Here is a 19,503-nt window from a genome sequence, read left to right as displayed (position 1 = left end):
AATGGAAGTCACGGAGGCACCGTCGGTGCATAGAGCGACGGAGCTTGTTTGCCAAATTTGTTAGCCATTTATATACAAAGCGTTTACCCCAAAATAGTTATCAAGAATCTGTATGCTACACCTCCGTTGCTCTTTGTGCCGTCGGCACCTCTGTAATATTGGCTTTACCTCCATCCCTCCGTGTCTCTGTGTGCCTTATATGTAAGAGTTTTAGTTTATCACTCCATATTTCGGATGAGGCTCTTTTTTATCGTCATTCTTGCCAATTCGGTAGGAAGAAACCTACACACAGCCATATTCATTCATATTATTCATTAGCTCCTACCCCTCTCTTATTTTATTGTTACACATGATATTTGCCCTTACAACAGGCATATCAGACTATATCAAGGTAGATAAAACCTCCTTCAACTCCATTCCTCTGTGTGAAATTTACCCCTCAAAAGCGAAGAAATATATTTACAAACCCTTCTAAGAAAAGGTAAGGAAATAGCTTAAAAGCGAGTTAATTTAACGCTGCTGTAACTCTTTTGTTATCAAGCAGTTGCGAAGTAGGGTTTCAAAAGGTGCTTAACTGGACTCCAAAAGGGCGTTAGTAAGACTTCAAAAGGGCACCTTTTGCAAGCCAATTAGGCGTTATTTGCAAGCCATTTGGTGGTCTTTTAAAAATCAGTATGTGAAAAATCAGGACAAAGAAGACTTCATCCGCAGTTTGGATAAATAGGGTTTGTCTTTACGTTTAGAACCTTAATTCTAATCGTTCAATAGCCCACAATAGAGCGATTTAGGTTTAAGAAATAAAAAACAGAGCAACTCTAAGTTTCTTACTGCAAACTTAGAATTGCTCTGTGTACCGTATTATATGATAGCTTTAGCTTATCACTCCATACCCTGGAGGAACCTTATTTGTCTCAATAACAAAGATGTAGCAGACTACATCAAGCTAAAAAGCGAGATAAAGTGCCAATAAGAAGATAATAGAAGTTGGGAGACCATACCACACATAGTAGCAATAATGCGTATTGTAATCTACTAATCAGTTTGGCTTAAATAGCCCCCACTCCTTCAATTTTACTTCATGTGACATTCACGCTGTGAGGAAACAGGGTTATTCCCCTTTCTCATCCGTGTTCACTTCTTCAGGGAGATGGAAGCGATACTTGCGTGCAAAGACATCACCCACCTTGTTAATCTCAAGGAAGGTAGTGCCACCACCTTCGCCAAACGTACCAGAAAGATAAGCAATCTTATCCTCTAACTCAATGTAACCCTTCTGCCGAAGCATACGCAAAGCAGCTGTAAACATCTCCTCATTTGACTTATAACGATGCTGATAAACTGCAATAACACCGTAGCTAAGGTTCAACCAACGCTGTACCTTATCCTTATAGCAGATAGCTAAGACTGGGTGTGGACCACGGAAAGCAGCAAGATTACGAGCAGTCTGACCTGTCTCGCTATCGGTGATAATACCCTTTACACCCAACTGTTCAGTAGCCTCGATAGCACTTCTTGACAAGAACTCACGCTGATCATTCTGGTTTGTCATAGGAACACTAACATGACCACGCTTATGTGCATCCTGCTCCGCTGCTTCAGCAATACGAGCCATTGTCTGCACTGCCTCAACAGGATACTTACCGCTTGCTGTCTCACCACTCAACATCAACGCATCGGTGTGGCTATAGATAGCATTCGCAATGTCAGTAACCTCAGCACGCGTAGGACGAGGATTGTTAATCATCGTGTGCAACATCTGAGTAGCAACGATAACAGGCTTCTTCTTCAAGATACACTTATTGATAATGCTACGCTGAATACCAGGAATCTGCTCGATAGGCACCTCGATACCCAAGTCACCACGTGCAATCATGATACCGTATGAAGCATCGATAATCTCGTCGATATTGTCTACACCCTCTTGATTCTCAATCTTTGAGATAATCTTAATATCAGAGTTATGCTCGTCAAGAATCTTCTGAACCTCAAGAACATCAGCTGCTGAACGAACAAAAGAGTGAGCGATAAAGTCGATATCCTCCTCTATTGCCAACAAAATATTAGCCTTATCCTTCTCTGTTAAGGCAGGAAGTTCAATATGTTCACCAGGTACATTCACACTCTTGTGTGAGCCAAGCTCACCTTCATTCTGCACCTGTGCGACTAACATTGGACCTGCACTCTCAACGATCAGCATATCCAATGCACCGTCATCAAAGAGAACGTGGTCGCCAACCTTCACATCACGTGCAAAGTCAGGGTAAGAAACATTAATAATGTCCTTTGTTGACTCCATCTCAGGACGACCGAAAATCTTAACCATATCGCCCACCTTATACTGGATAGGCTCATCCACAGCAGTGGTTCTCACCTCTGGTCCCTTGGTATCAATCAGCAAAGCTACATGCTGAGACACAGCACGTGTATTGCGAATAATCTCCTTAATACCTTCAGGACTTGCATGTGCCGTATTCATACGAACGACATTCATACCTGAGAAGAAAAGCTTTCTTAGGAAGTCAACATCACAGCGACGGTCGCTAATAGAACATACTATCTTTGTCTGTTTCATAAAATTGAGTGTGTTATTGTTTAATTTGACATTGCTGAGAAAATAATATATAAGAGTGATGACATGAGAATAACGAACAATAAGAAGCCAACAAAGATGATGGTTACTTTCTTTCCCAGTCCGCCCTTCGATGTTTTTTTATCCATCGCAGGTCTGACTTGGCTTTGCGTGTTATCCCTTTCCACTTGTACATGGTTCACAGTGGCAGTTGTCTCAGCAGCACTACCACTTGGCGCACCCATCTGCGGGGTTGCAACCGTCATACTCTCACCACAATAGGGGCAATTACATCTTAGCGTATTACCACCCTCCGACTTTATTACAAAGGGACGATGACAATGTTTACAGGCTATCTGAAATTGCATTTAAACCTCCTTTCGTCTGTTATTATCTTACGTCGTCAATGAGAATATGCCCATCTTGCGATAGCACCTTCACCTGACGATATTCCGTTTCACCATCTTGCGACAGTCTCACTTTATACCAATTATCATCAATAGCATCAACCTTTAGGTTGCGTTGAAGTTGATTAAAGTCTGGCTCTGTAGCCGTATTTCCGAAGGCACCCCACCACACAGTCGCCTCATCAACATCATAGTCATAAGAGCCTTCAGTGCCAAAAACCATTCGATGACAGTAATCTGTGAGGTAACGACTGTAGAAGTCTGCATCCGCATCCTCCGTAAGAACAGCTTTCTTATAGAATGACTCTAAGAATCTGCAGATACTCTTTCGCTTCTCATCCTGTCGCTGTGCCTCAACTTCTTGCGCCTCTATCTGCGCACGAACCTGCATCACAGAGTCAGCGTGTGCCTTGCGTTGTGCTTGAAGTTCTTGCTGAGCAGCTTCCTTCTGGTTGTTCCAATAGATGTAACCAAAGACTGCCAAGCCTCCTAAGATGAGAACTATCAAGATAGTAAGCAAGACTTTCAGTGTAGAGCCAGAGCCTTTCTGCTCACCTTGACCCATAATAGGTTGTTGTACAGAAGGGGTAACAGGACTTGCCAACGTTGGCAAGTTAACGAGCAACGACTCTCCACAATAAGGACAATTGCAATGTATTTTATCATTGCCATCTGCCGTAATCATAAACGTGCGATTGCATTTATTACAAGTTACATTATACTGCATATGCTACCACTTCTTAAGAACAATGATTAGTGAGGACAAAGGGTTAACAACATCCCTAATAGTCTAACACGGTTTATCTTGTGCAAAATTAATAATTTTCTTCCATATTTGGAAATGTTTTAAGCAATAATATTAAGGCCAATTTTACGAACAAATGAGAAACCTCTAATATAAGATTCTACAACAAGAAACCGCTATCTACACTGCATTTAGTGCTTAGCACCATTTGTGTTTAGCCTTAGCACACGATGTGCAGAGCATCAGCACACGATGTGCGCAGTACCTCTACCCCACTTAAAAATAAGGAAGAAGGAGCGTTAAGTTCGTCATCGTAAATAGAAGATGTCACAAGACGATTACGTAACAAAGTCTTTTTCTTCAAAAGGGAGCAATCCTTCTATCCATTGTGGGCGAATTTGTCCTTCTTTTTCATTCGTTTCGGGCGAAGAAACAGAGAGTCCCATCAAGCGGATGGGGCGGTTGTGATAGTCCGTATCTTTTAATAATTGCTTGGCAAGAGGGAGGATATCATCTTTCGTTCGGAGGATTTTATCCTGTGTAAGACTACGTGTTATCTGCGTTGTAGCATCCCACTTCAGTTTGAGTGTGAGGGTTCTACCCTTAAAATCTTTCGTCTTGATTCGTTCAACTAATTCTAAAGTGATGTGATAGAGTTCGATGATAATCTCCGATTCGATATGTAAATCTTCAAGAAAAGTGCGCTCACAGCCCACAGACTTACGCTCATAGGAAACGATGACAGGACGATTGTCAATGCCACGTGAGAAATCATAATAGACATTACCCATCTTACCAAACACCTGCACAAGGTGTTCTCGCGATATTTCTCGTAGTTGTTCACCCGTAAAGATACCCATACTGTGCATTCGCTCAGCCGTCTTTGGTCCAACGCCCCATAGCTTCTCAATGGGGAGTTTACCGATAAAATCAAGCGCACGGTCGGGATGTACCGTGAAGATTCCATTTGGTTTGCGCATATCAGAGGCTATCTTAGCCAACAGTTTATTGTAGCTTATTCCTGCAGAGGCAGTTAGCGAGGTGCGCTCGAATATCTTTCGCTTGATTTCTTTCGCTATGTCGACAGCTAATTCTATCCCTTTTTTATTCTCCGAGACATCAAGAAAAGCCTCATCCAGTGAGATTGGCTCAACCAAATCGGTGTATTCATGAAAGACAGCATGAATCTGTCGTGACACTTCTTTGTATCTATCGAAATGTGAAGAGACAACGATTAGCTGCGGACAACGCCTTTTCGCCTGCGCCATTGACATGGCAGAATGAACACCAAAAGGACGAGCCTCGTAGCTGGCAGTCGACACCACGCCACGTGGACCATCGAAACCGACAGCGATAGGCTTCCCTCTCAGTTCTGGATTGTCCCTTTGCTCAACTGAAGCAAAGAAAGCATCCATGTCAATGTGAATAATTTTACGCATGATAGTACCCTGTTCTCTATGCAAAGATACGGCTAAGAAGTGGAAAGATAAGGATTTCTGATTAATAAATAAATAAAAAAGCGTATCTTTGCAACAAAATAACAAAAATAGAGTTATAATAACTATACGGACCAAAGTACGAATAACCAAATGAGAGAAAACGAGAGTCATGATGCCATGGGAAAGCTTCAACGCTGTTTGAAGCGTGCTTTTGACATTGTTGGTGCGCTCATAGGACTTATCATCTGCTCTCCTCTATTTCTCTTCATCAGTATTCTTATTACTTATCAAAGCAATGGACCCATCATCTTCCGACAGATACGTATCGGATATAAAGGACGTCCGTTTGCTATCTTTAAGTTTCGTACAATGAGCAGTGTTGTGGAGGAAGAGGGTCCGCAACTTGTTGCAAAATGTGACAGTTCGAACTCTACTCGATTGGAACAGTTCCTGCGTGGACATCACTTAGACGAACTACCACAACTATGGAATGTGCTCAGAGGCGACATGTCGTTCGTGGGTCCGCGCCCTGAACGTAAGTTCTTTATCGACAAGATTATCGAACAGACCGACCGCTATCAGCTCATCTATCAGATGCGACCGGGGCTTACCTCTGAGGCAACACTCTACAATGGTTATACCGATACAATAGAGAAAATGCTCCGACGAATGGAGATGGACATCCACTACTTGGAACATCGAACCTTGTGGTTAGACTTTACCATCGTCATTAAGACGGTTCTAAAAATTGTTACTGGAAAGAAATTCTAAACAGAAAGATGAAGAAATATATTCTATTTGTATTACTCGCATTATGTTCTTTGAACGGTTTTGCACAGTCATCTATGACGGATACGCAGGTAATGGACTTCGTGCAGAAGGAGCATAAGAAAGGTACTCCACAGGCGCAGATTGTCACCAAGCTCATGCAGAGTGGTGTAGACATCTCGCAGATACGCCGTGTGAGAAACATATACGAGAAGATGCAGAAGGGAAATGCTGCTTTTGGAGCCGCAAAAGAGGGTACGACAACGGATCGTAGTCGTACAAATAACGGACAGACAAGTCCTACTACTGCCCCTGGAAAGAGCAAACGACAAATCGCTGATGCGACACTCGATGATTACAACAACAACGAGCAGGAGATAAACAGATACTCTGAGGGACGTATCTCGGCTAATCGTTCGTGGACAAACACCTACGATGAGAACGATGGTGAGTACCTGAAGATGCAGGCTGAGATGAATGATTGGATGCCACAGGACACTGCTGCGATGTATGAAAACCTACTGAAGCAGCTGAGTCGTAACCGAAAGAAGGTTTGGGGACGTGACATCTTTAATAATAAGAGTCTTTCTTTTGAGCCAAACATGAACATGGCACTGCCCCGCAACTACCGTATTGGTCCCGGTGATGCTGTGTTTATCGATGTATATGGTGCTTCACAGAAGTCTTATCAGACAACGGTTGCGCCCGATGGTTACGTCACCTTGGAAGGTTTCGGTCCTGTTCAGGTGAGTGGTTTGACAGTAGATCAAGCAAACAACCGCATTCGTGAGAAGATTGGTAAACGTTTTAGTAGTTCGAACATACGCCTCTCTGTTGGTCAGACCCATACCATTATGGTGAATGTTGTGGGTGAAGTAAAGACCCCAGGAACCTATACACTGTCAGCTTTTGCCACTGTTTTCAACGCACTTTACATGGCTGGCGGTATTGGTGACTTAGGAACACTGCGTAATATCAAGGTTTATAGAGGAGGAACACTCATCACTACGGTTGACGTATACGACTTCCTTCGTCGCGGTCATCTGAGTGGTAACGTGCGATTGGCTGATAACGACGTCATCGTTGTTGGTCCTTACGAAATGCTTGCACAGATTAGCGGTAAGGTGAAACGCCCAATGTTCTATGAGATGAAACGTGGCGAAAGCCTTGGAACGCTCATCGGTTATGCGGGTGGATTTGCAGGTGATGCCTATACACGTTCGGTACGTGTACGTAGAAAGACGGGTCGCCAGTATTCAATCTTCAATGTTAATGAGTTTGACATGCGCAACTTCCGCGTGGCTGACGAGGACTCAATCAGTGTTGACTCGGTTATTCCAAGATACGAAAACATGGTTGAGATCAAAGGAGCTGTGTTCCGTCCGGGCATGTATGAGGTTGGTGGACGCATCAACAGTGTACGTGGATTGATTGAAGCAGCAGACGGATTGACAGAGGTGGCATTTGCTCCACACGCCGTTTTACACCGTAAGAAGGCTGACCGTACACTGGAGGTTATCTCGGTAGATGTGGACGGAATCCTTACGGGTCGTGTGGCTGACATCCCTATACAAAATGAAGATGTACTCTTCATCCCTACACGTACGGATGCACAGGAGCAACGAACCATAACCATTCATGGTGAAGTACTCTATCCAGGTATCTATCAATATGCTGATAATGAGTCGTTAGAAGACTTCATCCTACAAGCTGGAGGTCTGAAACAGAGTGCCTCTACGGTGAGAGTAGATGTGTCTCGTCGTATCACAAACCCACAAGCACTGACGCCAGACTCTATCATCGCCCGAACCTACTCCTTCTCTCTACGTGACGGCTTTGTCATCGATGGTGCGCCAGGTTTCGTTCTGGAGCCTTACGATGAGGTGTATGTACGTAAGAGTCCGGGTACAACCAATCAGCAGAATGTTAGTATTGACGGCGAGGTTGTATTTGCAGGAAACTACACACTAACATCAAGAAAGATGCGCTTGAGCGACATTTACAAGGCAGCAGGTGGTGCAACAGAACTCGGATATATCAAAGGTGCACGCTTAGAGCGTCGCCCTACTCCATCCGAACGCATACGAATGGAGAACGCTTATAAGATGCAGTTGGAACAGCAACGTAAGAACATGATGGACTTAGCCATCAGAACAAAGGATGCTGGTGTGCTTCAAGCGATAGAGCAGAACAATAAGAAAGTAGAAGAAAAGTTCAAAGTTCCTGACGTATATCCTGTTGGTATCGAGTTAGATAAGGCGATAGCTAATCCAGGAAGCGATGCCGACATCGTTCTTCGTGAGGGCGACCGCATCGTCATTCCACAATACAATGGAACCGTTAAGATTAATGGTGCGGTTATGTTCCCTAACTCTGTCGGTTATGTTGAGGGCAAGAGCGTTGCTTACTATATCGATCAGGCAGGTGGTTTTGCCAGTGATGCGAAGAAGAGCAACACCTATATCCTCTACATGAACGGTATGTTAGCGAAGGTAGGCCACAATGCTAAGGTGCGCCCAGGCTGCGAAATCATTGTTCCAACAAAGATACAAAGTAAGATGAGCCTTGCCGAAACCCTCAGCGTCGGTTCAAGTGCTGCCAGCATCGCAGCCGTCATTGCTACGATTGCAAACTTGATGAAGTAAGAAATTATCTCTGTCAACAAGACTGTAGGCAGTGTTTTGGAGTCAATAAAAAAGAAGTTAGGTCAATGCAATTTGTACTGACCTAACTTCTTTTTTATCAATGCCACACGATGAGTATCACCTGTATAAAGTCGTTTTATGCCATCTATTAAACTCGTGTTGGTGCCCCGTACATATCGTGTTCATGCTTCGCACCATTGGTGCGGAGCACTTATAGCCTCACAATAGAGTACAAAAAGAGAATGATTTGGTGGTTGGGAAAGCGTTACACTACCCATTCCCATTGTCTAAAAGAGTTTTAGCAGAAGAAAATATGCCATTCTATTCGTATCAGACAGCGGTAAAAGAATTTAGATTTTAATCCATGATGCTGGCAAAGTAAAATGACATTCTTCCATATTCAACCATTTCTTAGGTGCAATAACCACCTTTTCACGATTCTGATTGAGCCATGCCCCCCACCACGAAAAGGAAGAATTTGCGATGATATTATGCGCACAACACGACATCAACTGCATATCTCGGTAACTCTCTACACCTGTATTCCATGTCACATAGACTACTGGAGCTTTCAGATACGGCTGAAGATGCTGCTGACACCATGTGATGTCATTACTAAAGATACAAAACAGTGAGGGCGTAACATGAGCGCACATCTTCTCAATGGCAGTGCGATAATAGTCGAGGTCGCAGATACCTTGATAAAGATTATTACCAACATAATCTCCTCGTCTTACGTGTAATGCAACGCTGTTTTCATCTAATTTTTCTAACAAAGATAGGTTTTCAGCACGCTTAAAAGCAGGAAAAGTAAAGGCTTTCAACACCTTCTCCCGACACGCTACAAAGTATCTCTCATCCTGCCAATAGCCATCGAAGTATCTGTTTCCTTCTTTCGTCAACACCGTTTCATCAAAACGGAGCGTAGAACTTTCCAAACACATACCCTTACGACGTGGGAGTAGGCGTTTGCCAATACGCCATAAAAGATAATTAGGATAGTAATAGGCTATGCGCATAATGTCAGCAGCTGAAGCCTTTTGAGCCGTTACTGAAAAGATGTTCTCCAGTTCGAAACCATTATGCAGGTGGTAGCCGTGGAAACTGGAAAGGTCGAGTGCCACTCGCTCCTTGGGGAAAGACTCCTGCAGAGAGAGGTATAAAGCATACTGGAACATCTGATTGCCCAAGCCACCTAATATCTTTACTATCTTCATTTGCGGATGAGTTTCTTTATTATACCCTTTAAATCATAGAGCATAACCATTTTATTGATGAATAAGCAACATCTTAATAGAAGATGATACTTATACTTTATGTTGAGAATAGCTATGTCTTTCACCTCCGATTGCTTCACATCTATCTGATTTGTAATCTTATCCTCATGGTCGTTAAAAGAGTTGATATGAAGATAATCTAAGAACTTTCTGCGCTTCCTCTTCAGTAGACGGTAATACCAATCAACGTCAACAAGCCAGTTAAGGCGCTTGTCAAAGTCAGTGATATGCTCTCGCTTAAAAGCAATACAGGAGCAAGGTCCAATAACATTACAAAGGAAAAGAAGGGAAGGGCAGCCTATGAAGAATTTCATCACAGCCTGTGAAAAGACATTTGGCTTTAAAATTCCACCATTAAAAACCTTCACACGCGTCACAAGCACCTCATATCCCTTTTGGAATTGTACGTTTAGAGAAGTCAGATAATTGTCTTCTTCGAAAGCCTCGTCATGGTGTAATACAATAACATACTTACCACTTGCCAACTGTAAACCGTGATTCCAGTTATTCACTGCGCCTGCTGAGGGAACATGATGCCGATAAACAAGAACCGGATTATTAAGCGAAGACACGTAATCCTCTATAGACGAATCGTCAGAATCATCTACTACAACAATCTCATAGTCCTTAAAATCCTGCTTACAGACAGAACTGTATGCACTCTTAAAAAGGTCGAGATTATTATACGTCGGTATTACTATCGTGAATGTCTTCATTCAATTCTCTTTTACAAGCAGTCTCATTAATCAGATACCAACTTAATAACAATAACGCAAAGGTATAGGTATTATCGAAGCTTCCACCCCAGAAGAGGTCCAAAGTTAAACCGATAAACAATCCTAACTCTACTGAATAACGTCGGTATGCTTTATATCTCAACAATGTTTTGACAATACTTACGAGGAAGAATAACAAGACGATGACACCAAAGCTATAGCCAAGTGTCAAGATACAAGACTCCGTCACGCCATTGGCTATCAAATGAGAAGGTGTACTAAAGTCTTGGTTTTCGTCCAAATGGATATTAAAGAAGCCATGTCCTATCCATGGGTCTTTTGCTATCTCTTTTAAGAAATGGAACCAAATAAACGCTCGATAGAAGTTACTTAGATTAGAGAACATCGTGACAAGTGTTGCCATAAACACAATGATAATACTTGAAACATACATTCCAACCATCATGATCTTACTTCTATACAGACGCAGATAATACATCGTTGCAACGACCGCACCGATGATAAGATAGCGATACGAACCTGACAAGATGAGGTTACCCACCATTGAGGCAAGTCCTATGTAGAAGACAAGTTTATTCACCCTCTTCTGATTGAGCATATAACAAGCACTCACAAAGGTGATACTTCCTGAATATAAGGCATTACCCTTAAAGCCTGGGAAACGTGCAAGTGCCTCGCCGGGGCGTACTGGTGGCAGTTCTGTCCAGGGTACATTCACACCGACAAGGAACAAGAGATTCGTTCCAAAGTCAAGAATAAAGATGATAAAAACGAAGACACGCAACGCTTCCAAGCACGACTTCTTATCCTTAACACCCAAGAGGAGAATACAAAGGAAATAGAATTGTCCCCAATAAGCTATATTCCAAGGTTTCAGACCATTGCATAACGCAAAGTAAAAGCCGACTCCCAAGGAGAGACAGATGAATAAAAAGAAGATTGGAGTATATCTCAGACTACGAAGAAAGGTGGTAGGTGAGAATATCATTAACAGTGAAAGGGCAAACAATCCCATAGGAACAATGCCCGTACCTAATATCTGTGTAAGGAAAAGAAAGAGTGCAAATAAGATATAACGAACCTTCTCTGACATCACTTTACCTCCTTTCTAACAACGATAATTGTGTACACCAAGAACATAAGGAAGGACACAACGTATGAGATCAATACAGCCATTGACAAGCCATTAGCCCCTTCGCCTCTCATACAAAGATAGTAAGAGCATCCTACCATCAGTAAAGCCCAGACGATATTAATAGCAAAACATTGCCACATCTTACCAAGACTGTATACTGCCATCTCAAGAACATTAGCTAAAGCGGAGAATATTGTTGAGATTGCAAGTATCTGTACAGGTACGGAATTGTCATAAGTTGCTCCGTATAGTCTCATAATAAAACCGCCAAAGAGCATCACTCCGATAGATAGTAACAGTGCCGTAACACCTACTATCAGCATATTATACTTCAAAGTAGAGACGAAGGAGGTCTTTTCCTTATGCAAACTGGATAGGATTGGCAGAACTATCTGACTGAAGGCTGTGGGAACAAACAAGATAATAACTTTCCACTGGTCAGCTGCTTCGAAGACTGCAAGTTCCTGAAAGCCCTCTGCTCGCACAAGTATTGAGCGTATCAACCAGAACGAAGGGGTGATAAGCAGTGCCGATAAAGCTGCTGGAAGGCTATAGGTATATAAGATAGAGAAGTCCTTTAAATGGAGTTTCTTTATGCTCAACTTCTTTATATGAATAGCAGAGAAGTTCTTATTGATGGAAAGATGATTCGTAACAAATATCAAGATGAATCCCATTCCAAAACCAAGAATAGCTCCATTAACGCCAAAATAATATGCTCCAAGAATCGTTAAAACCGATTCTAAGACACTTCCCAACAATGTATTGATAGCGATTGCCTTGAAGTTTTCAAAGCCCATCAAGGCTCCATTCTGTACGCCATTGATGATAGAAAAGAACAATAAAACCGCTCCTACCCTTACTGGTAATACGATACTTGGATGGTGAAGGATATTATTAGCAATGAACGGTGCGCCTAACAGTATCAGGATTGCCGTTATGATAGCCATTAAAAGTCCGAAGTAGTTCGTCGCAGCATAGACAGCAGGAATCTTATCTGCCTGCTTCTCCCTGTATTCTGCTATATACTTAGTTGACGTAACACCTAATCCTGCAGAGCCAAGCACAATAAACATATTAATCGTAGAGCGCACCATAGAGAACTCTCCGTATGCTTCTTTCTGCAAAATATGGGCACAGATGATACCAACGAGTAAGGTAAGGAACTTCGCTAAAGCCGTTCCTGTGAACGACCACACCAGTCCTTGCCCCATTCTTCGTGATATAGAAGATGAGTTTATACGCGTTATGATATCCTTAACTCTAATCATCAACTATTCGCCCTTTGCTCCACCAAACAATAACGAGAAGTTACAAATAACGAATGTAACCATCATACTCAGGAAAACAACAATGAAAACAAATGCCATTCGCTTTGGTCCAGCAGGCTTGACAGGTACAGATGCGCTCTGAACTATTGTAAAAGAAGGTGTGTGTTCCTGCAACTTTGCCTGCGCATTTTGTAACTGTGTGCTCAATGCACTATAAGCATTAAACTTCAACTGCATATCATTCTCCAAGTCATCACGTTGTGACTGAAGCTCTTGTAAGATAACATCTTGGTTGGCATCAGAGAAGGTTGCATACTTCTGACGTGCGTTCTCATACTTCTTCTTTGCCTCTGCTACCAACTTTGTATAATACTTCACGTCGTTCTTCATCTTGTTTGTTTTATAGTTGGTGATGAAGTCCTGTAGTTTAGCTCGTACCGAATCAGCAATCGTAGCACTAATCAAGGGGTCTTGATCTTCCACTGAAATCGTTATCAATCCAGTCTTAATATCAATGTCACATGCAATACTATTCTTTATATTCGTGAAGATTTCGTCTTGCTTTTTATTAAGCATAAACGGATTAATAGAGTCTGTTTTGCTTGTAAGACTGTCTTTATCGCTAAACTTCTTTGCAATCCATCCAATCGCTTTTGCGTATGGCGACTCTTTCTGATGATTAGAAAGATAATCGTAGTAACTGGTTTTTACCGAACCATCTTTTGTCTCTACAGGAATCTGTAGCAGACTCTTAACAAACTCATTAGACTTCATCAGGTCTGGATAAAGACTTGGTTGCAAGGCATTGGCAGAAGCAACATCGCCAAGATCCACACCAAAGGAAGACGCAATGGAACTCAACTTACCTCCGTTCTCGGTATTATCCATCTCCGGAGCAAGTGATATATCGCACTTATAATAGCGTGGAACAGGTAGAATCACTAAGATTGATCCTACCAACGCAACAACAAAAACGATAACATATCGTAACAAGTCATGCTTAAGTTTTTTGAGAAAGGAAACTACTGCAACATTCTCTTTCTTATTGTCTTCCATTGAAACTATATTTAATTCTGTATTTATCTTTAATAATTAACTACGATATAAAAATAGAAACGTAATGTTTGCTAATTTATTGTATCATCTCTTTGTAGATAAGTATGATATTTCTTAGCTTATTCACCCCAGCAAAGCTATGTTTTTCTTATCAGATTATACAACCGCTGACGGATAGGTAAAGGCATAACACGAGTGGTAAAACGGATTACAACACTTTGGCAAAAAACATGAAAAGGTATGTAGCCCATCTTCAGCATCCGTACCAAGATACGCACCTCATCACAAGCATAAGCCCAGCCACCTCGCTTTGCCACCGTCTCCTCCGAATAACGGAACCACAACAAAGACTCCTGAATATTATAAAACTTACTCCCATTCTTTAGCATTCGCAACCAAAGGAAATAGTCTTCAGGGAAATATTCTGTGAGATAACCGCCTACTGCCAACACAGCTGCTTTTCTATACATAGCTGTCGGATGGTTTATAGGACATCTATACTGCGCATAGTTCTTTATCTCATCATACGCTTCAGGAACCTTTCTTATCGACTTTACCCGCGTCTTATTGCCTGTAAATTCATCCACCCAAGAGCCTATCACGTCATAGTCTTCATGTGCCTTTAGCCAATTATACTCCATCTCTAACCTATTCGGTTTACAGATATCGTCAGCATCCATACGTGCCACAAGATTATATTTACAAAGTAGTAAGCCATCATTTAAGGTCTTACCCAACCCCCTATTCTCTGGGTATGACACCACTTTCAAAGTTGAATATCTCGACTCATAAGACTTTATAACGTCATACAAAGCATCCGTCAAAGGTCCATCCTCTAACAAAACGACCTCAGCAGCCTCCACAGTCTGCGCAAAGATACTCTCTAAACTCTCACGAAGGAAAGCTGGATTATCTTTCTTATAGACAGCCATTAAAACTGATATGTCAATACGTTCCATACGTTGATGCTCAAGGATTATTTAACAAAAAATACTTAATAGAACCGCCCAATGCCTATAATAGACAACGACTCAACTAATATTCTTTAGCTACAAATTTACAAAAAGAAAATAACAAATAACCATTCATAGTGAGAAGATTTCGCAAAAACGATTATCATCAGATAATAATTATACTTTTTATGACACCTTAATACAATATAATTACAATTATTGAGTTTTATTAAGCACAAGAGTACAAACAAAATGTCGATATATACTTTAATCAGTCTTTTTGCATTTGCCATGAGTGCTGTTTGTGGATTCATTATGATTCCACAGATTCTTTCGTTTTGTAAAAAGAGAAAATTATATGACACACCAGATGCCAGAAAAATACACAAGAATGCTGTTCCTCGCTTAGGGGGTGTATCGTTTATGCCCAGTATGCTGATTGCTACGGTCGTAGCACTATTGGCGTGGGTCTATACAAGCAAAGGCAATAAGATTGGAGTCAGCCCATGGAGCATCTTCTTTGGCGTGGGTATCACCGTTATCTATATAACAGGCGTACTCGATGACATCTTTGGCGTGCGGGCAAAGAAGAAACTTCTCATGCAGATCATTGTGGCAAGTCTGCTTCCGATGTCCTATCTTTACATCAACAACCTCTATGGTTTCTTAGGTATCTATGAGATTCCGCCACTCGTAGGGGCGGTGTTAACCGTTGGTGTACTGGTATTTATCATGAATGCTATCAATCTGATAGATGGCATTGACGGACTCTCTGCGAGCCTTACGCTCATCGCGTTATCGGGTCTTTTCTTTATTTTCCAACGCGAAAAGATATGGGTCTATTGCATCCTTATTGCTGGACTGATGGGTGTATTGATTCCTTTCCTTTACCATAACATATGGGGAAAACAGGAAAAGAACCAAAAGATATTCATGGGCGACTCTGGTAGTCTGACACTTGGTTACATCCTTGGCGTACTACTGATTAAGTTCTGCATGTACAACCCACATGTCATGCCTTATCAGAAGGGTGCAACCCTCCTTTCCGTAACCTTACTCCTCGTACCAACCTTCGATGTATTCAGAGTTATCATCGTACGAATTCTTCACCAAAAACCGATTTTCAGAGCGGATAAAAACCATATCCACCATAAGCTAATGCGTGCAGGAATGACACAGCATCAGGCATTGATAAGCATCATTGCACTGTCGCTTATCTTTATCATCATCAACCTTTCTCTCTTCAATCAACTTCTTGTGACATGGATTATTGCGATTGATATTATTATCTATATCGCCTTCCACTATACCCTCGACATCTTTATAAGAAGAAAGGGTGGACTTCCTTTCACAGAATAAAGAGGAAGTAAAAAGGAAAGAAACTAAAAAACAAAGCAGCGTTATTAATATATAGACAAAAGGCAGGATTACACCTGCCTTTTACTATATCGTTGTCAAAGAGATAAAAAGTAACCTCTTAAATAAGTACTACCCACCTGCTTATCTCTATCCGAGCATCACTTTATATTGAATTTACGGTCCGCACCAATAGTGCGAAGCCTCCGCACGTCATGTGTTAGGCATCCGCACGTCTATTAAAGAGGGATAGAACGTGTCAAGAAGAGAGAGATAAGAATCCAAAGATGCTAATAACTCACATGATATCAATAGGGTTCAACAGACTGTAACCGCTTAGAATTTATCAAAGTAGAGCCTTACTGCCCCATCATTTAATATCATCTTTCGTCTGTCTATCTTCTCAATTCGGAACACTGGGGTAAGACTTTTAATACCATATAAGCCTAATGTTGGCTCATAAACCGTTAGTGGTCGGTCGCCATTCTCACGATCAAATTGGTAAGGAGCAGTCAACGTAAGTTGGTCATTATCAATACGGAAGCGATAGAGATAGCTATAATGCTGTCCCGTCTTATCCTCCATTTGTAAGAGTTTTGCCTGAAAAGACCAGAAGACAACCTGCTCACTCAAGTCTTCATTTGCAGCGGATGTCATTGATTCTATCTTCACAAGATGCCACATTCCCTCCATTCTGCCTGCATCATTGTCCGTTTCCAACGTACAAGCGGAGAAGAGGAGTGCCAAGAGAGGCAAGACAAAGGATAATATCTTTATTCTTTTCATATTCTGTTTTGTTCTTCTTTCACATTAAAAAGGCTATTTTTTCCCTAACAAACCTCGCTTCGTAATGGTCAACTGCATACCATAGTTGTTGCCACCGAGTACTGAACCGAAGTCGGCACCGATACCCATTCGGATATCAACGCCTCTCATCCACATCGGAAGTTTCTGTCCTTGCAGTGTGTAAGTTACCTCTCCCATCAGACTGACATTGTGTCGTCTCTTCGTATAAGGCTGTTCGTAGGTTCCCAATCCCTCCTGCCATGTGCCGAGGAAACGCCACTTGAAATACTCTGAAGGATGACCACCTAAACCTATATGGAAACCCACGAAACGGTTGTCTTTAAAGTAGATAGTCCCATCTTCATTGTAAATCGGTGAACGATAAAGCGGATTACCAATGCCTTGTCCCCAATGTTGGAAACCAGGGAGGATATAATGGTTATAGTAGTTGTCCTTTCCTCCGATATGATCGGCTATCGTTATAGTATGATCATGGTAAATCGGACCGCTCTGATACTTTGAATAAAGATATTCAACGACAAAAGTGTTCAACCAATTATCAGGCTTATAACGATATTCAAAACCTAAGAGCCAGTCCTTGAAGTCATAAATCAAATAGCGACGTTGCTTCTTCTCCTGCCACTCACTACCCTCACCATAACCGTCATAGTCAAGCTGGAGCATGGCAGAATGGTCCTCAAAGAACTTATCGGCATAGAGTGAAAAGCCGTGCCAGTCGCCATCATAGTTGAAACGCATCACCCAACTGCCCAACTGGTCGCCCTGCACATTCTGATAAGTTGTCTCACCATTGTCAGCACCACCGGGGAGAAAAGCGTTCCAATAAGCGTGCAGCCCTTTCCCATTCTCTATGGTCTTCATTGCGCCATGACCATCAGGAAGATAAGAGGTACCGCCAAAGATACTAACCATCTCTAATCCCATCTCTAACGACCACGGACAGAACACCTCATCATTCCCCACCTTCAGATAGCCTGCCTTAGAGTGGAAGAGCGCATGGTCGGTATATTTCGATTGCTTAGCCGTGAAGTCATGCTGCCAATTTTGGTCGGTCATCATTCCGTAGGCGACGTGTCCTTTTAGGTGCAACCAGCCATTCGCAAAGGGTAGTGTCCAATAGTCTGGCAATGCCAAACGCACCTGCGGAATAGGACGAGCGTTGATGCCCAATGTCTGTGAGCCCGAACTGAGTTCATTGTTCTTCAGTTCCATCGGCTGTTCCTTGGCTCCAATGGTCAGCGTTCCGTGCCACCATCGCCCTTCCACGTATGCCTGCTGGATAACAGCCTTACTTGTATAATTGATAGGAACGACAACATCTAATCCATAGCCTAAGCCAAACTTATGTCCTTCATCCGTGCTCAATGGGCGTTCTATGCCCCCACGCAGATAGCCGTTCGCCGTCTCCAGCGAACTGAGTCCATACTTATTGGCATTGAGCCAGAGTGGAGTCTTGCCCTTTGAAAGGCTCCCCTGCATCTCTACCTTATATTCTAAGCCTTTTAATGGCTGCAACTTTGACGTGTCACGTCGTACCGGCTCTTGATACTGAGCCTGCATCGTTGATGTCATCAAAAGGACAACCAAGGTTGAAAATAACTTCTTCATCATTATAAAGTTAATACCAGCTACAAAGATAATAAAAAAAAGATGACCAGCAAACTTAATCCCTCCGCAAGTAAACGCAACTTGTTAGAATTCAAATAAAAAAGTGAATAAAAACAGTCCTCTGCTATCTATTCAACATTAACCCCCCTTCGTGGGCTACACATCCTTACAAAAAACCTCCGTTACCTCCGTGTCTCTGTGTGAGATATAACTTCAAAAGGCAAGGAAATATATTAACAAAATGTTCGGAAGAAAAGTAAGAAAAAGACATAAAAACATGTTGCTTTAGTATCTACGTAAGTTATTTGTAATCAAATAGTTGCAAAGGAATATTTTAAAAGGTACTTAATTGGACTCTAAAAGGGCGTTAATAAGACCTCGAAAGGGCATCTTTTGCAAGCCAAAAGAGCGTCTTTTCAAAGCCTATTAAGCATAAATAGAATTTTAGAAAACGAAAAATTATTTACAAACCTATGTGGTAGACAAGTGGGGAAGTTAATAAACTGATGAGTTGACAAGTTTATTCTTATAATGATGAGGTGTTCCTCCTACTCTCGAAGTAAGGTAAACATTTAGCTTTTAAATGTTAAACTTATGTTATTTTACATCTTTAATTTGTTTTTATAAAATTATATCTTTACTTTTGAAACTATAAAAACAACAGATTGTGAATCATCCTCTTCTTTCCAAGAGCAAGACTGTTTAACAGCCGTACAGAGGGGACTTCAAG

At 41.8% G+C, this 19,503-nt stretch carries 15 protein-coding genes; 3 read left to right on the top strand and 12 right to left on the bottom strand.

Going from position 1 to position 19,503, the window contains the following annotated elements; all coding sequences use genetic code 11:
• Positions 1-1,108: 1,108 nt before the first annotated feature.
• The 4 genes from pyk to dinB all read right to left on the bottom strand — a co-directional run bounded on the left by pyk (position 1,109) and on the right by dinB (position 5,160).
• Positions 1,109-2,572: a pyruvate kinase gene (gene pyk / locus HMPREF1505_RS03615; protein WP_036922663.1), complete on the bottom strand. Its 1,464-nt coding sequence runs from the start codon at positions 2,570-2,572 to the stop codon at positions 1,109-1,111.
• A 20-nt stretch (positions 2,573-2,592) separates the two neighbouring features.
• Positions 2,593-2,937, bottom strand: a complete 345-nt coding sequence (locus HMPREF1505_RS13415; protein ID WP_036922654.1) for a hypothetical protein — start codon at positions 2,935-2,937, stop codon at positions 2,593-2,595.
• Between the two features lie 22 nt (positions 2,938-2,959).
• On the bottom strand, positions 2,960-3,703 hold the full coding sequence (locus HMPREF1505_RS03605) for a hypothetical protein (RefSeq protein ID WP_036922651.1): 744 nt from the start codon (positions 3,701-3,703) through the stop codon (positions 2,960-2,962).
• 356 nt (positions 3,704-4,059) lie between these two features.
• Entirely contained in the window at positions 4,060-5,160 is a 1,101-nt protein-coding gene (gene dinB, locus HMPREF1505_RS03600) for a DNA polymerase IV (RefSeq protein WP_036922646.1), read from the bottom strand.
• A gap of 150 nt (positions 5,161-5,310) precedes the next feature.
• On the opposite strand from dinB, the gene HMPREF1505_RS03595 reads away from it, so the two are divergent.
• Positions 5,311-5,931: a sugar transferase gene (locus HMPREF1505_RS03595; RefSeq protein WP_036922644.1), complete on the top strand. Its 621-nt coding sequence runs from the start codon at positions 5,311-5,313 to the stop codon at positions 5,929-5,931.
• Between the two features lie 8 nt (positions 5,932-5,939).
• Positions 5,940-8,573 (top strand): SLBB domain-containing protein, encoded by a 2,634-nt coding sequence (locus HMPREF1505_RS03590; protein WP_036922642.1) that lies wholly within the window; start codon positions 5,940-5,942, stop codon positions 8,571-8,573.
• A gap of 350 nt (positions 8,574-8,923) precedes the next feature.
• On the opposite strand, the gene HMPREF1505_RS03585 is transcribed toward HMPREF1505_RS03590, so the two are convergent.
• The 6 genes from HMPREF1505_RS03585 to HMPREF1505_RS03560 all read right to left on the bottom strand — a co-directional run bounded on the left by HMPREF1505_RS03585 (position 8,924) and on the right by HMPREF1505_RS03560 (position 15,008).
• A complete protein-coding gene (locus HMPREF1505_RS03585) occupies positions 8,924-9,790 on the bottom strand; it encodes an alpha-1,2-fucosyltransferase (RefSeq protein WP_036922639.1) in 867 nt (288 codons plus the stop codon).
• A complete protein-coding gene (locus HMPREF1505_RS03580; protein ID WP_036922637.1) occupies positions 9,787-10,566 on the bottom strand; it encodes a glycosyltransferase family 2 protein in 780 nt (259 codons plus the stop codon). Before HMPREF1505_RS03580 ends, HMPREF1505_RS03585 begins: the two co-directional genes overlap by 4 nt.
• Entirely contained in the window at positions 10,532-11,680 is a 1,149-nt protein-coding gene (locus HMPREF1505_RS03575; protein WP_036922635.1) for a ligase, read from the bottom strand. The genes HMPREF1505_RS03580 and HMPREF1505_RS03575 overlap by 35 nt, the downstream gene beginning before the upstream one ends.
• A complete protein-coding gene (locus HMPREF1505_RS03570; RefSeq protein WP_036922633.1) occupies positions 11,680-12,936 on the bottom strand; it encodes an oligosaccharide flippase family protein in 1,257 nt (418 codons plus the stop codon). The genes HMPREF1505_RS03575 and HMPREF1505_RS03570 overlap by 1 nt, the downstream gene beginning before the upstream one ends.
• Before the next feature lie 60 nt (positions 12,937-12,996).
• Complete coding sequence (locus HMPREF1505_RS03565) at positions 12,997-14,049, bottom strand: hypothetical protein (protein WP_036922625.1); 1,053 nt, start codon at positions 14,047-14,049, stop codon at positions 12,997-12,999.
• A 137-nt stretch (positions 14,050-14,186) separates the two neighbouring features.
• Positions 14,187-15,008 carry a glycosyltransferase gene (locus tag HMPREF1505_RS03560; protein ID WP_036922621.1) on the bottom strand — a complete coding sequence of 274 codons (822 nt, stop codon included), beginning with the start codon at positions 15,006-15,008 and terminating at the stop codon, positions 14,187-14,189.
• A 246-nt stretch (positions 15,009-15,254) separates the two neighbouring features.
• On the opposite strand from HMPREF1505_RS03560, the gene HMPREF1505_RS03555 reads away from it, so the two are divergent.
• Entirely contained in the window at positions 15,255-16,361 is a 1,107-nt protein-coding gene (locus HMPREF1505_RS03555) for an MraY family glycosyltransferase (protein ID WP_036922618.1), read from the top strand.
• Positions 16,362-16,694: 333 nt separating this feature from the next.
• Here the strand turns inward: HMPREF1505_RS03555 and HMPREF1505_RS03550 are convergent, their stop codons facing one another.
• Positions 16,695-17,144 carry a lipocalin-like domain-containing protein gene (locus HMPREF1505_RS03550; protein ID WP_036922615.1) on the bottom strand — a complete coding sequence of 150 codons (450 nt, stop codon included), beginning with the start codon at positions 17,142-17,144 and terminating at the stop codon, positions 16,695-16,697.
• Between the two features lie 33 nt (positions 17,145-17,177).
• Positions 17,178-18,773, bottom strand: coding sequence for a capsule assembly Wzi family protein (locus HMPREF1505_RS03545; protein ID WP_036922666.1), 1,596 nt, complete (start codon positions 18,771-18,773; stop codon positions 17,178-17,180).
• Between the last annotated feature and the right edge of the window lie 730 nt (positions 18,774-19,503).

The sequence above is a fragment of the Prevotella sp. ICM33 genome (assembly GCF_000517825.1).
In the GTDB taxonomy this organism is placed as follows: Bacteria; Bacteroidota; Bacteroidia; order Bacteroidales; family Bacteroidaceae; genus Prevotella; species Prevotella melaninogenica.
This window is presented reverse-complemented; position numbering and strand designations above follow the sequence as displayed.